13 protein-coding genes are annotated in these 12685 nt (G+C 71.0%); 2 read left to right on the top strand and 11 right to left on the bottom strand.

Annotated features, from left to right (window positions below; translation table 11 throughout):
• Nucleotides 1-47 precede the first annotated feature (47 nt).
• From yidC to RVX_RS06000, 7 genes are all read right to left on the bottom strand, one after another.
• Nucleotides 48-1658 carry a membrane protein insertase YidC gene (gene yidC, locus RVX_RS06030; protein WP_116305139.1) on the bottom strand — a complete coding sequence of 537 codons (1611 nt, stop codon included), beginning with the start codon at nucleotides 1656-1658 and terminating at the stop codon, nucleotides 48-50.
• Nucleotides 1648-1965, bottom strand: a complete 318-nt coding sequence (yidD, locus tag RVX_RS06025; protein WP_116305138.1) for a membrane protein insertion efficiency factor YidD — start codon at nucleotides 1963-1965, stop codon at nucleotides 1648-1650. Before yidD ends, yidC begins: the two co-directional genes overlap by 11 nt.
• Entirely contained in the window at nucleotides 1962-2561 is a 600-nt protein-coding gene (rnpA, locus tag RVX_RS06020; RefSeq protein ID WP_116306397.1) for a ribonuclease P protein component, read from the bottom strand. Before rnpA ends, yidD begins: the two co-directional genes overlap by 4 nt.
• Nucleotides 2549-2686, bottom strand: a complete 138-nt coding sequence (gene rpmH, locus RVX_RS06015) for a 50S ribosomal protein L34 (RefSeq protein ID WP_116305137.1) — start codon at nucleotides 2684-2686, stop codon at nucleotides 2549-2551. Before rpmH ends, rnpA begins: the two co-directional genes overlap by 13 nt.
• 412 nt (nucleotides 2687-3098) lie before the next feature.
• Nucleotides 3099-4229 (bottom strand): FlgO family outer membrane protein, encoded by a 1131-nt coding sequence (locus tag RVX_RS06010; protein WP_116305136.1) that lies wholly within the window; start codon nucleotides 4227-4229, stop codon nucleotides 3099-3101.
• Nucleotides 4230-4282: 53 nt separating this feature from the next.
• Nucleotides 4283-4957 (bottom strand): hypothetical protein, encoded by a 675-nt coding sequence (locus RVX_RS06005; RefSeq protein WP_116305135.1) that lies wholly within the window; start codon nucleotides 4955-4957, stop codon nucleotides 4283-4285.
• Nucleotides 4958-5290: 333 nt separating this feature from the next.
• Nucleotides 5291-5653, bottom strand: coding sequence for an Hpt domain-containing protein (locus tag RVX_RS06000; protein ID WP_172596529.1), 363 nt, complete (start codon nucleotides 5651-5653; stop codon nucleotides 5291-5293).
• A gap of 342 nt (nucleotides 5654-5995) precedes the next feature.
• On the opposite strand from RVX_RS06000, the gene RVX_RS05995 reads away from it, so the two are divergent.
• Together RVX_RS05995 and RVX_RS05990 are read left to right on the top strand one after the other, a co-directional pair.
• Complete coding sequence (locus RVX_RS05995) at nucleotides 5996-6718, top strand: hypothetical protein (protein WP_116305133.1); 723 nt, start codon at nucleotides 5996-5998, stop codon at nucleotides 6716-6718.
• Between the two features lie 299 nt (nucleotides 6719-7017).
• Entirely contained in the window at nucleotides 7018-7677 is a 660-nt protein-coding gene (locus RVX_RS05990) for a hypothetical protein (RefSeq protein WP_116305132.1), read from the top strand.
• A gap of 163 nt (nucleotides 7678-7840) precedes the next feature.
• Here RVX_RS05990 and RVX_RS05985 read toward each other — a convergent pair whose 3' ends face one another.
• The 4 genes from RVX_RS05985 to RVX_RS05970 form a co-directional block, all read right to left on the bottom strand.
• Entirely contained in the window at nucleotides 7841-8767 is a 927-nt protein-coding gene (locus RVX_RS05985; RefSeq protein WP_116305131.1) for a deoxyribonuclease IV, read from the bottom strand.
• Between the two features lie 474 nt (nucleotides 8768-9241).
• Nucleotides 9242-10714, bottom strand: a complete 1473-nt coding sequence (locus RVX_RS05980; RefSeq protein ID WP_116305130.1) for a dihydrolipoyl dehydrogenase family protein — start codon at nucleotides 10712-10714, stop codon at nucleotides 9242-9244.
• Nucleotides 10692-11468, bottom strand: coding sequence for a TVP38/TMEM64 family protein (locus RVX_RS05975; protein WP_116305129.1), 777 nt, complete (start codon nucleotides 11466-11468; stop codon nucleotides 10692-10694). The genes RVX_RS05980 and RVX_RS05975 overlap by 23 nt, the downstream gene beginning before the upstream one ends.
• Nucleotides 11449-12603: a glucokinase gene (locus RVX_RS05970; protein WP_420192422.1), complete on the bottom strand. Its 1155-nt coding sequence runs from the start codon at nucleotides 12601-12603 to the stop codon at nucleotides 11449-11451. Before RVX_RS05970 ends, RVX_RS05975 begins: the two co-directional genes overlap by 20 nt.
• Between the last annotated feature and the right edge of the window lie 82 nt (nucleotides 12604-12685).

The following is a 12685-nucleotide window of genomic DNA, read 5'->3' as shown; positions in this document are numbered from 1 at the left end:
TTCCGCCGTGCGCGCGGCACGGGCGGAAGGACGGCGAAAGCCACGTCCTAGGCCTTGCGGAGCATCCACCACTGCTGCGCTATGGACAGCACGTTGTTGCACAGCCAGTACACCACGAGGCCCGACGGGAAGCTCAGGAACATGAAGGTGAACACCACGGGCATGAACATCATGATCTTGGCCTGGGTCGGGTCGCCGGGGGCGGGCGTCAGCTTCTGCTGCAACAGCATGGTGGCGCCCATGACGATGGGGGTGATGTAGTACGGATCCTTGGCCGAAAGGTCGGCCAGCCAGACCATGTCGGTGAACGGCAAATGCGCGATGAACGAGGCATGTCGCAGTTCAATGGCGTTCAGCAACGCCTGGTACAGGCCGAAGAACACGGGAATCTGCACCAGCATGGGCAGGCAGCCGCCCGCCGGATTGACCTTGTAGGTCTTGTACAGGCGCATCATCTCTTCGTTCATCTTCTCGCGGTCGTCGCCGTGCTTCTCGCGCAGCTTCTGGAGCATGGGCTGGAGCTTCTTCATCTGCTCCATGGACTTGTAGCTCTTGTGCGAAAGCGGCCAGAACACCAGCTTGATGACCACGGTGAGCAGGATGATGGCCACCCCGTAGTTGCCCACGTACTTGTTGAAGAACACCAGCAGGTCCACCAGCGGGCGGGCGATGATGCTGAACCAACCGAGGTTGATGGCCTCGGCCAGGTGGTTGGGCGCGTCCTTCAGCAGTTCGCGGTCCTTGGGGCCGATCCAGTAGCTGCACGCCGCGCTGGTTTCGCCGCCCGAGGGAATGGACACGTCGCCGCGCTCCATGGCCACGCGGTACACGCCTTCCTGCAGCTTGCCCTTCATGGTCACGCCGGTGGCCTCGGCCGGAACGGCCGCCACCAGAAAATAGTTGCTCATCACCGCGCCCCAGCCCAGGGCGCCGGTTTCCTGCACGCCCTTTTCAAGGTCGGAGGCGCTGGTCTTCTCGTTGAACGAACCGTCCTGCAGCCAGGCCACGCGGGTGTGGTCGTACTGGCCGCCGTTGGGCGACAGGTTGCCCGCGCCCACGGTGAAGCCAAGGCGCACGGTGCGCGCCTCGGCCAGGGGGGCAAGGCGCACCTTTTCGGAAATGAGGTAGGTGTCGGCGTTGAAAGTCAGCTCGCGCACCACGCGCACGCCGTCCACCTCGCCGGTGAAGGTCAGGCTGCCGGACTGCCCGGCAGCCAGCGACAGGTCGCCCCCGTCGAAGGACCACTGGCCGGTGCTCCACGAGGGCTGCCCGTTGACCAGCAGACCCAGGGGCGACATGACCGTGGCGGCGGTGTCCACCAGATCCACGGCCGGGGCCCCGGCGGTGATGGCGGTCCGGTAACGCGTCAGGCTGAAGTGCTTCAGCACGCCGCCGCCGGAATGCAGCACGGCCTTGTACAGCGGCGTGACGACCGCCACCTCGCGCCCGGCGGACGGCAGGAAGACGGGGGCCTCACTGCGGGGAGCGGGTGCGGCGGCCTGCGGGGCCGCCTGCTGGGCCGCCTGCGGGGCGGCCTGCTCCTGCGGGGTCTGCGGCGCGGGCTGGCCGTTCCAGCCCATGTGGTCGGCAAGATAGCTCCAACCCAAAATGACAACCAGGCTCAAGGCGATGGCGATGATGGCGCGCTTACTTTCCATGGGAGATCGACAGCTCCTGTGCTGTTGCGTGTCTGGCTGTTGCGCTGGCGGAAACGCCGATGGCAACGCTTCGGGAATGCCGGGGAGGGGGCACGGGATCATACCCGCCTGCGCACCACGGGTGGCAACGCAGCAGCCGCCGGCAGGCCAGCAGCAGGCCGCGCAATACGCCGTGCGTCAGCACGGCCTCGGCGGCGTAGGCGGAACAGGTCGGCACGTACCGGCAGGCAGGCGGAAGAAAGGGCGAGATGAGGCGCTGGTAGCAGCGGATGGGCCACACGACCAGTTCGCGCGGTAAGGTGCTCATTGCGCTCCGGTTTCCGCCTCGCGGGCCGTGTCCGGCCGGGCCTCGTCGATGTGGGCGGAGCCTGATGGAGCCGTGTCCGGCCGGGTCGTTCGCGACGCGGCCGTTTCAGGCCCGGCAGGCTCCGGTCCGGAAAATTCCGGTCCAGGCGAATCCGAAGGCGACTCCGGTTCGGAAGGCTCCCCCCCTGTCGCCGTTGGCCGGTTGGGGCCAGTGCGGTCTTCAGCGCGGCGATGCGCGCCAAGTTCCGCCAGCAGGGGCTGAAGTTCCTGGGTGACGAGGGCGAGAGTGACCCGCTCGGGCTTGAGGTGGCGCTTGGGCACCGCGATGACGTCCACGCCATCGGGCATCAAGGCGCGATGGAGCCGGAAGAACTCGCGCAGCACCCGCTTCACGCGATTGCGCCGCACGGCCGACCCCGTCTTCCTGGTAACGGCCAGCCCCAGGCGCCACCCTTCCGGGCTGGCCGTGCGATCCAGGTCGAATAGGACGAACAGAACGAAATGCTTGGTGAAAAGACGGCGTCCCTTGTCGTAGCAGGCCACGAAATCGGGCCGCCGGACAAGCCGGTTGCGCCGGGGGAAGACTAGAGAGCTAATCTCTTGCGCCCCTTGGCGCGGCGGCGACGGATGACGGCGCGACCGTTGGGGGTGCTCATGCGGACGCGGAAGCCGCAGGTGCGCTTGCGGCGGATCTTGCTGGGCTGGTAGGTTCTCTTCGACATGGAATTTCTCCTTCAAAAAATATGAACGGACCTGTTTACCCGGTATGCAGGTCTGCGTCAAGTGGAGCCTGATGTAGCTGGGGATGATGCCGGAACGGGCGGCGCCCGCGTCCGGCACCGCAGACATAGGCCCTTCGGGCTTGGAATTCAAGTGAAATCCACGTGGCGGCCGCGCCCGCCCCGGACGGAGCAAGAGCAGGCGCGCCAGCCGGGGCCGCCCCGATCCGATTCGGCCACGCTGCCCCATCGCCACCGCGTTGCCCGACGCGACGGCCGGAACAACCCCGGCGTTTGCCACGGCGTTTTCATATCCTGCGCCGCAACGAGAAACTCCCGACGGAGCGCACTGCCGCGCGCCGCCGGGAGTTTCGGATATTGCGCTCGTGCAGCACAAAGGGCGCGCCGGTTCGCGCTACCCCGAGGGCTGCCCCGGCTGGGGTTCGGACTGGGGCGCCGCCGGAGAAGTGGGTGCGGGCTTCTGCGCGGGGTTGGATGCGGATTTCGCCGCGCTCTTGCCGTCCGCCGCCTTTGCGGGAGCCTTCTTGGCTGGGGCCTTGCCCGCAGGTTTGGCGGCCGCCTTGGCGGCGGGCTTGGCTGCCTGCTTCTTGACGGCCTGCTTCTGGGCCGGGGCCGCCTTCTTGGCCACGGGCTTGCCCGCCGTGGCGGAAGACTTGGACCCGATGGGCGGAAAATCCTTCAGCAGCGGCATGGCCGCCGGGTCCGTGGGCTGCGCGGCGGGTACCGCCACCGGCGTCGGATAGACGGGGCGGCCCCCCGACATGCCTGCCTGCCCGATTTGGCCAGCCGGGCCTGCCGGGCCGCTCACGGCGGCGGGGGGAGCCACGGCCGACGCCACCGCCGCGCCGGAAAACGCCTGCCGCCGTCCGGCGTACTGGCTCCACGGGTCGCCCTGCCCTGCCATCAGGCGGCGAGCGTCGCCGCGCACCGGCAGGTGGTACTCGTAGGCGGCCATGACCGCGGCGTCATCCAGCCGCACCACGCGCAACGACACGTAGGCCGTGCCGCCCGTCACCGAATAGGTGCCCACCAGGGCGGCCTGGGCGTCGTATTCCGACTGCATCAGGCGGGTGGCGTCGCGTGAGAGCAGAAATTCGCCCTGCTGCGAAAAGGTCATGGCGCGCCCCATGCGCACTTCCAGCACGCGGTAGCCGTGCTGGCCCAGGCGCGAGGCCACCTGCTGCATGGTCACCCGGCCGAAGGGGGTGCTGCGCTCCAGGTTGTCCACATCGGCCAGGGTGGCCACCAGGATGGGGCTGCCCGTGCTCACGCGCGAGGCCATCACCGCGTGCAGCGCATCGGCCGCGTAGGTGTTGGCGTTGAGCAGTTCCGAGCCTTCCGGCGGGTTGACCAGCACGGCGTCCGGCGCGGCGGGCTGGCGCGCGGCCGCGCCCACGGGACCGGCATCGGCCCGCGCCGGGGCCGCGTGCAGCGCGGCCGCCATCAGGCAGGCCGACAGGGCGAGCGACAGGCCCGCCGATCGGACCGCGCGGAAACACTCAGGATATGTGATGGATGCGGACATGCGTCGCCTCCCGGTCTGACGGTTGCGCGGCCTGGGCGGCCGTTCCGGCTGTTCTACCTGTTGACCATGGGCACGCTGCGCGACCGGAAGGGCCGCACGGTGTGGCCGGGCGCGTCGGGGTCCACGTACTTGCCCAGTTCGTTCCCGCGCACCAGAAAGCCGTCAGCCGTATGGATGACGTAGCGGTTGCCGCGCCACATGGTGGTGGTCAGCACCACCTCCCACTTGTCGTCGGGGCGGGTGTGCGCGGCGGACACCGGCTGTTGCGGCCCCACGGGCACGGCGTGCACCGCGAAGTCCAGTTCCACGGCGTCGGCCTCTGGCGCGAGGGACACCTGCATGCCGCGCGAGACCAGTTCCGTGGCCAGCAGGTTCTGGTAGGCCAGCGCGAAGGGCCGGGCGTTGGGCGGGGTGATGCGGATGGGCAGGGCCACCAGGTCAGCCCGGTCGTCCAGCGCCTTGTACACCCGCAGGGCCGTGGCCGTGGCCATGCGGCTCCAGTCGTCGGGCTCGTCCAGGGTCCGCCCGGCGCGGGTTTCGGCAAAGGGTTCGTCGGGCACGTTGCGCGGCGGCGGCGTGGCCGTCGGCCCGCACAGCCCTTCTGCGGCGAAGGCGGGCAGCGCCAGCAGCGCGGCCAGCAACAGGACGCGGAACAGACCGCGCCAAAGCGGCGCACAGCCGCGCGCGGCGTGATCAACGGCAGGAAATGCACGGAAACGGCGAAGCATGGGCGTACCTTCCGCAAAGGGTCGCGGCGGGGTGGGCGCACCCCGTCGGAAACTTCATCGGCCGGATGGCGTTTTGCTTTAGAGCGCGGGATGCGGAGCGGGCACCGCGTAAGGCGGGAAGATGGCTACACCCCAAGAAAATACCGAGGCGCGCGGGCCTGATGGCGCAGCCGACAAAACGGGACAGTTGCCCCCGTAAACCCTGCCGACGGCGCGCCGACGCGGCGATCGGGCATGCGCGGGACACCCCTGGCTCGCCGGATCTCCGCGAAATACCAGGCGTCTTCTGCTGCCCCGCTGGCCGTGACCGGCGTTACCGCCCGCCACTGGCCGCTACTGGCCGAGCACGGCGGCCAGACGCGCCAGCGCCATGCGCAGATGGCTGACGGCCGCCGCGGCGTCGCCGTGGGCATCCGCCCCCGCCGCGCCAGCCTCCTGAACGCCCGCCTCTCCGATCTGCCGCAGCAGCCGTTCCAGACGGGCGGCGGCAAAGCGCACCTCCTCGGCACCCACGTTGGCGGCCTCGCTCTTCAGGCGGTGCGCGTGCAGGCGCATGGACTGCCGGTCGCCGCTGCGCCACGCCTCGGTCAGGGCGTCCAGCGTCCCGGCCACCTCCACGGTCATCAGCGCCAGCAACTGGCCATAGCTTTCGGCGTCCAGTTCCAGGCGGCGCATGGCCCCTGACCGGTCGAGCACGGGATGGTCCGCCGGATGGTTTGGGGGATGGTTCGCGGGGTGGCCCGCAGGATGGCCCGCAGGATGTCCAGAGGAATGGCCAAGGGGCTCGCGGCCCGTGTCGGCTTCCGCGCGCGCGCCCTGTGCATGTTTCGGATTTGCGTCCTTCATCCGTCTACCCTTCTTCCTGAAGGTGATATCCTTGACCTGATAGCCTCAACTGCGTGCGCAGGCAAGCGAAAGCCGCCCGATCGTACCGCCGCGCGTCGAGGATTCGTAGCACGTTTTAAAAAAACGCACGCTCGAAGTTTGAACTTTGCAAAAAAATGATGCATTGCAAAGGGGCAACACGCAGGAGGCACCATGCATTCCACACCGACCCCGTTTCCCTCGCGCGCATCGCTGCGCGCGGCGTCCCTTCTGGCGACCCTGTTCGTCGCCATCGCGCTTGTCGCCGCGCAGGCGCGCCCGGCCCTGGCCCATCGGGTGAACGTGTTCGCCTGGGTGGAAGGCGGGGCCATCCGCTGTGAAAGTTCGTTCAGCAGCGGCAACCCCGCCCGCGACACCAAGGTCACCGTCACCTCCGCCGCCAACGGCGCGGTGCTCGGCACGGGCATCACCGACGCCAAGGGGCGCTGCGCCCTGCCCATCACCCCGGAAATGCGGGCCGGCAAGGCGGACCTGGTCATAGAGGTGCAGGCGGGCGAAGGCCACCGCAATGTCTGGACCATGCCCGCCGAGGAATACCTGTCCGCGCCGCCAGTTGCCGCTTCGCCAGTCGCCGCCCAACCCGATGCGCAGGGCGGCCCCGCCGTCGAGCCCGCCCCTACGGCGCAGGACGCGCCCAAGGCCCCGGCGCCCGCCGTTTCCACCGCGCGCGCGGGGTCCGGCGCGGCAACCACGCTGGACGAAGCGGCCCTGCGCCGCATCGTGGCCGAGTCCGTGGCCGAGCAGGTGGCCCCGTTGCGCCATTCGCTGGCGGCCATGCAATCCGGCGGTCCGCGCATGGCCGATGTTGCGGGCGGCATCGGCTACATCGTTGGGCTGGCGGGCATCGCCCTGTGGGCCCGTTCGCGCCGTCGCTGAACCTTGGGGCCTGGCGTGCAGACCGGGGGCAGACCGCATGCCCCCGTCCGCGTCGGCACCCCTCCCTGACACTGCCCTCCACGCGATGAACCCGCCGTTTCCGGCGGGTTCCTGCTTTCCACATCTGGCGGCCCCGCTCCCCAAACGCCCCGGACGGCGGCCTGCCGGGCGCGGCCCCCCTCCCGCCGAAGCATCCGCCCCGCACGGCCCGGCGGGTTGCGCTTGCCCGCGAAACCGCCTATGCACCAGCCGTTCGCGCCCGCACGGGCGCGCCACGCACCTTACCGCAGCGAGGCACCATGGCCGCTCCCACCGCCAAGAAACTGAAGAAACGCATCGCCGAAATCCGCCGCCGCAAGGCCGAACGGCAGATGGACCCCTTTTCCCAGACCATCCATGACTTCTGCCGCCCGCTGCTGGCCGTGGCCGAGGAATTGAGCGGCCCGGAAAACGCCGTGAGCCTTGGCGTGTTCGCGTGGAACGCGGCCTTCCTGCCCGACGAGCGCTGGCGCGCCAACCTGCGCCTGTCGCTGGTGCGCTTCGACCTTACCGACGACGCGCAGGAAGCGCTGGAAGGCATCGTGGAGGAAATGATCCGCCAGAAACGACTGATGTTCCCGGACGACCGCCGGGTGGTGACGCGCTTCGACGTGACGGCGCGGGACGGCGGCGTGTTCGTGGAGGCCGCGCACCGCTCGGCCACCAAGGAACTGATGCCCCACCTGCTGCCGGAATACGCGGTCACCGCGCCCGGCGCGGGCGGCGACACCGCTGGCTGTTCCGGATGCGCGTCCGCCAGTGCAGGCGGAGCAGGCGGATGCCCGTCGGGTGCGGCGTGCCCCGGGTCGCTGCTGCCCGGGCAGCAAACGCCCCGTACCGAGGCGGAATCCGGCGCGGACGCGGGGGCAGGCGATGTCTCGGACAACGCTCCGGAAGGCGACACCGCATCCCGCCAGTAGCCCAACAAGCAGGGGGAGGTTCGGTCACCTCCCCCACGCGCGTTCACCGCACACCACCAAGCGCAGGTACCCGCCTTCGGTCCGCGTGGGACAAAATTCGATCAGCCGAGCGAAGCTCGAAACATCCGGCAACGCCCGGCCGGATTCCCGGCCGGTCATCCGCCTATTCCTGCAGTCCCTCCACGTCGCGCGCCGCAAGCTCCGGGTCATCACCGGCCGCCAGACGGCGCAGCACCCGCAGGTTGCGGCGGTCCTCGGCCAGGTCCTTGCCCTTGTGCGTTTCCAGCACCATGGGATGGCCGGAGAAACGCGGGTCGCGCACCAGCCGGGCGAACCCGGCCGCGCCCACGTGCCCCAGGCCGACGTGCGCGTGCCGGTCGCTGCGCGCCCCGCACGGCGTGGCGCTGTCGTTGACGTGGAACAGCCGCACCCGCGCAAGGCCCACCGCGCCGTCCACCGCCGCCATCAGCCGCGCGTAGCCATCCTGCGTGGCCAGGTCGTATCCGGCGGCGCAGGCATGTGCCGTGTCGATGCACACCCCCAGCCGCTCGCCCGCCGGGCAGGCGTCCACGATGCGCCCAAGCTCCGCCACGTCGGCTCCCAGGCAGGTGCCCTGCCCGGCGGTGTTCTCCAGCAGCACCCCCACCCCGACGGCTTCGGGATGCAGACGGCCCGCCGCGTCAAAGGCGCGCGCAAGCCGCTCCGCCACCCGCCGCGTGCCGTCCGCCACGGCGGCCTCGCCGCGTCCGCCCTCCAGGTGCGCACCGGGATGCAGCACCACCCACGCGATGCCCAGCAGCGCGCAACGCTCGATTTCCGCGGCCAGCCCCTGCACCGAACGGTGCGCCGCGTCCTCGTCCGGCGAGGCGAGGTTGAACAGGTACGAGGCATGCGAGGCCACGAACCCGCCGCCCCACGCGGCCACGGCGGCGCGGAAGTGCTCCGCGTCTTCCTCCGGAGGACGGGGGGCCTCCCACCGCCGCTGGTTGGCGGTGAACACCTGCAAGGCATCGCCCCGCACGGCCACGATGTGCTCCACCGCGCGCCACAGCCCTCCGGCCACGGACATGTGCGCCCCGAACAGCGGCATCCTTCCTCCCCCGACTTCGTTGGACATTGTCCGCGTCTGGCGCGAAGCCCACGGCCCCTCGCCGCGCGCGTCCTGTTCGCATGGCCCGCGCCGCGCGTCCTTATAGCATGCCCCGAACTCACGGCCTGATCGCATGGCTGGCGGCGCGCCCCAGGCCGCACGGCCCCTGCCGTGCTGCCTGGCCCCATGCGCCTGCGCCGTTCATGGGGGTTCCCTACCGCCTTCCCTACCCGGGAATTCAGTGCTCCACCCAATATCGCACAGCGCATAACGGTGTTAGACAGGCACCATCGAAGGGATGCCGCGCACAGCGTCACTCCCTTCGTCAACATGCCCCCGGAACAGCCCCCGGAGACGGTACCCCCGCTTCTGCCACCGTCTCCGGGGGCACTTCATTTCCTGCCGCCGCCCGCCAAGAGCGCGCCACGAACGTGTCCGGACGGTTCCATGCGTCTGGGCAGCCCGCCAGATCCATCAGCCCCGGTAGCCGAACAGCAGGCGCAGCACCCTGCGCACCCCGCCGGAAAACAGCACCCGCGACACCACGTTGCCCGCCGCGCGGGCCGAAATCTCTCCCAGAGTGGGATAGGGATGCACGGCCCCGGCCAGCGCGGAAAGGCGCACCCCGCCGCCCAGCACCGCCACCCATTCGTTCAGCACCTCGCCCGCGTGCGGCCCCACGGCCTGCACGCCCAGCACCTTGCCGCCGCCCTTGCGCAGCACCAGCTTCAGCCGCCCTTCGGGCGCGCCTTCGGCCAGGGCGCGGTCGTTGGCGGAAAACGGCTCCACGTGCACGTCCACGGGCAGGCCGCGCTCGGCGGCCATGCGCTCGTTGCAGCCCACCGACGCCAGTTCCGGATCGGTGAAGGTGCACCACGGCATGCGCGTGTAGTCCGCCTTGCGCGGCAGGCGCAGCACGGCGTTGGCCACCACCACCCCGGCCTCGTGCCCGGCCGCGTGGGTGAACTGCCAGTCGCCGGTCACGTCCCCGGCCGCGAAAATGTGTCCCTGGCTGGTGCGCATGCGGCCGTCCACCACGATGCCGCCGTGTTTTCCGGTGGCCACCCCCGCCGCCGCCAGATCCAGCCCGGCGGTTTCCGGGGTGCGGCCCAGCGCCGCCAGCAGCCGATGCGCGCGCACGGTGAGCGGGCCGCGCCCCTCGCCCAGGGGCGCCTCCAGGTCCGCCTCCACGCCCTCGCCATCCGCATCGCGCCATTGGCGCAGCATCGTCACCGTGGCCCCGGCCAGCACGCGCACGCCGTCCGTGGCCAGCGCGGCATGGACCACGCCCGCCATGTCCGCGTCGTCGCGCGGCAGGATGCGCGGGCCGCGCAGCACCATGGTCACCCGCGAGCCCAGCCGGGCGAAGGCCTGGGCCATTTCGCAGGCCATGGGGCCGCCGCCCAGCACCAGCAGCGACGCGGGCAGCGTGTCCTGCGAGAATACCTCGCGGTTGGTCAGGAAGGGTACGGAATCCAGCCCCGGCAAAGGCGGCAACTGCGGCGCGGATCCGGTGGCCACGAGGATGCGCGCCGCGCTCACCCGCCGCCCGCCGATGTCCACGGTGTGTTCGTCGCAAAAGCGGGCCGGGCCGAAGCGCACGTCCACCCCCAGCGAGGCGAACCGCTCCGGCGCATCGTGGAGTTGGATGACGGCCTGCACCTCGCGGATGCGCCGGGCCACGGCTGTAAAGTCCACCGGTTCCAGTTCCGGCGCGGGCAGGCCGAAGAACGCCGCGCGGCGCATGGCGTGGCGCACCCTGGCCGTGGCCAGCAGGGTCTTGCTGGGCACGCAGCCGTGGTGCAGGCAATCGCCGCCCAGGGCGGCTTCCCGCTCGGCCAGCACCACCCGAGCGCCAAGGCGGGACGCCCCAACGGCCGCCGTCAGTCCCGCCGCACCGCCGCCGATGACCAGCAGGTCCGCGTCATGTCGTGTGGTCCGGGTCATGCTCGTTCTCCTTGCGGGCGTCGTGCCGCGTTTGCCCAGCCGGGCCGGAACCGGGTTCCGCGCGGCGTGAACGCGCCCGCTCCAGCACCCGACGCGCCAGCAGCGGGAACACGCCCAGCAGGGTCATGGCTGCCAGCAGCCCCGGCGACAGCACGTCGCCCGGCGAGGCCACTGCTCCCAGTTCGCGTCCGGCATTAACGTAGACGGCCGTGCCCGGCAGCATGCCCACCAGCGACACCCAGAAATAGGTGCGCACGGGCATGGCCGTCAGCCCCATGAGCAGGTTCACCAGAAAGAAGGGAAAGGCGGGCACCAGGCGCAGCCCGAACAGGTAGAACGCCCCGTCGCGCGCAAGGCCCTCGTCGATGCGGGCCAAACGGTGGCCAAAGCGCCCCCGCACCGCGTCGCGGAACACGTAGCGCGCCCCCAGAAAGGCCAGGGTGGCCCCCAGGGTGCTGGACAGCGAGGTGGACCACAGCGCGGTCCAGAAACCGAACACCGCCGCGCCCGCCAAGGTCAGGGCCGTGGCCCACGGCAGCGACAGCGCGGCCGAGGCCACGTACACCGCCATGTACGCCCCCACCGAAAGCATGGGCTGCCGCTGGTGCCAGGCCACCAGTTCCGCCTGCGAGGCCTTGAGCCGGGTCAGCGACAGCCATTCGCCAAGGCCGGACCACCACGCCGCCGCAAGACAGGCCGCGACCACCGCCAGCAACAGGGCGCGCCGCGCCGTCTCAATCCACCTTGGCCGCATGAGGTTCCTTTTCGGCATGACGGGCCGCTGCCCGCCCGCCGTTTGCAGTCGTATCCTGTGGGACGTTCAGGGCGCCATACAGGGCCGCGCCCAGCAGCCCGGCGTCGGGGCTGCGCATCAGGCGCACCGGCACCCCGCGCAGCAGGTCGGCGTGGGTGTCGCTTTGGCGGAAGGCTTCGGCGAAGGCCGGGTGCGTCACCAACGCGGGCACGGCGGCGGCCACCCCCCCCGCGATGAACAGCCCGCCCAGGGCCAGGGTTTCCAGCACGTAGTCGCGGCAGGCGCGGCCATAGAACCGGGCGAACCATGACAGGACCTGGCCCAGGCCCTTGCCCTCTTCGTCATCGGGTCCGCCGCCCGGCTCACTGCCCGGCCCGCGGCCTGGAACCAGGCGGGCCGTCACCTCGGCCGGTTCCAGCCACTGCCCGGTGTGAAAGGCATGCAGCAGGCGCAGGCCGGGGCCGGACACCACCAGGTCGCCGATGACCTGCCGCCCGGCATGGGCGCGGATGAACGCGGCAAAGGCCATTTCCCGCTCGTCGATGAAGGGGAACAGGGCATGCCCGCCCTCGGAGGGCAGGGCCCTGGGCGGCGCGCCCGGCTGGCAGGGCGGCAGCAGCAGGCACTTGCCAAGACCGGTGCCCGCCCCCACCACGGCCATGGCCGCGTCCGGCACCGCCATCCCGTCCAGGACATCCAGCACGTCCAGCATGCCGGGGCGCAGACAGGCATAGGCCTGGGCCACGAAATCGTTGATCAGCAGCACCGGCGGCAAGGGGGGCAGCGCGGACAGCGGAGGCTGGCCCGGCGCGGCAGGGGGCCCCAACGCGGGGTCGTCCAGGTCCACCGCCCAGGCGATGTTGGGCGGCGCGCACCTGCGCCCGCCCCGCACCGGCCCGGCCACGGCGAACACGGCCAGCGCCGGGGGCATTCCGTCCGCCGGGGCGAACAGCCCCGGCGCCACGGCTGCGGCCTGTCGCAGCAGGTCCGGAAAGGACGCGGCCCCGGCCGTGGGCAGGCGCACCGCACACAGGCGGTCGTGCGGGCGCGGCGCATGGCCGCGCGCCAGCCCGTCCGTCTCGTACAGGGCGAAGCGGCTGTTGGTGCCGCCTATGTCCGCCGCCAGCACGCGCATGCTTCCCCCGTTCCTTCCGTGCAGGTTCATTCGCGCGCCGCGTTTCGGCGCGGTGCCGCCCTGCCGGGCGGCGGCCACCGGC

This window comes from Nitratidesulfovibrio sp. HK-II (assembly GCF_003402415.2).
Lineage (GTDB): Bacteria > Desulfobacterota > Desulfovibrionia > Desulfovibrionales > Desulfovibrionaceae > Cupidesulfovibrio.
This window is presented reverse-complemented; position numbering and strand designations above follow the sequence as displayed.

Excerpts from the sequence above, each read along its gene's own strand:
- RVX_RS06005 (WP_116305135.1), bottom strand. The coding sequence starts at position 4,957 with ATGCTTCGCCGTTTCCGTGCATTTCCTGCCGTTGATCACGCCGCGCGC.
- yidC (WP_116305139.1), bottom strand. The coding sequence starts at position 1,658 with ATGGAAAGTAAGCGCGCCATCATCGCCATCGCCTTGAGCCTGGTTGTC.
- RVX_RS05990 (WP_116305132.1), top strand. The coding sequence starts at position 7,018 with ATGGCCGCTCCCACCGCCAAGAAACTGAAGAAACGCATCGCCGAAATC.
- RVX_RS05975 (WP_116305129.1), bottom strand. The coding sequence starts at position 11,468 with ATGCGGCCAAGGTGGATTGAGACGGCGCGGCGCGCCCTGTTGCTGGCG.
- RVX_RS05995 (WP_116305133.1), top strand. The coding sequence starts at position 5,996 with ATGCATTCCACACCGACCCCGTTTCCCTCGCGCGCATCGCTGCGCGCG.
- RVX_RS05980 (WP_116305130.1), bottom strand. The coding sequence starts at position 10,714 with ATGACCCGGACCACACGACATGACGCGGACCTGCTGGTCATCGGCGGC.
- RVX_RS05970 (WP_420192422.1), bottom strand. The coding sequence starts at position 12,603 with ATGCGCGTGCTGGCGGCGGACATAGGCGGCACCAACAGCCGCTTCGCC.
- rpmH (WP_116305137.1), bottom strand. The coding sequence starts at position 2,686 with ATGTCGAAGAGAACCTACCAGCCCAGCAAGATCCGCCGCAAGCGCACC.
- RVX_RS05985 (WP_116305131.1), bottom strand. The coding sequence starts at position 8,767 with ATGCCGCTGTTCGGGGCGCACATGTCCGTGGCCGGAGGGCTGTGGCGC.
- yidD (WP_116305138.1), bottom strand. The coding sequence starts at position 1,965 with ATGAGCACCTTACCGCGCGAACTGGTCGTGTGGCCCATCCGCTGCTAC.
- RVX_RS06010 (WP_116305136.1), bottom strand. The coding sequence starts at position 4,229 with ATGTCCGCATCCATCACATATCCTGAGTGTTTCCGCGCGGTCCGATCG.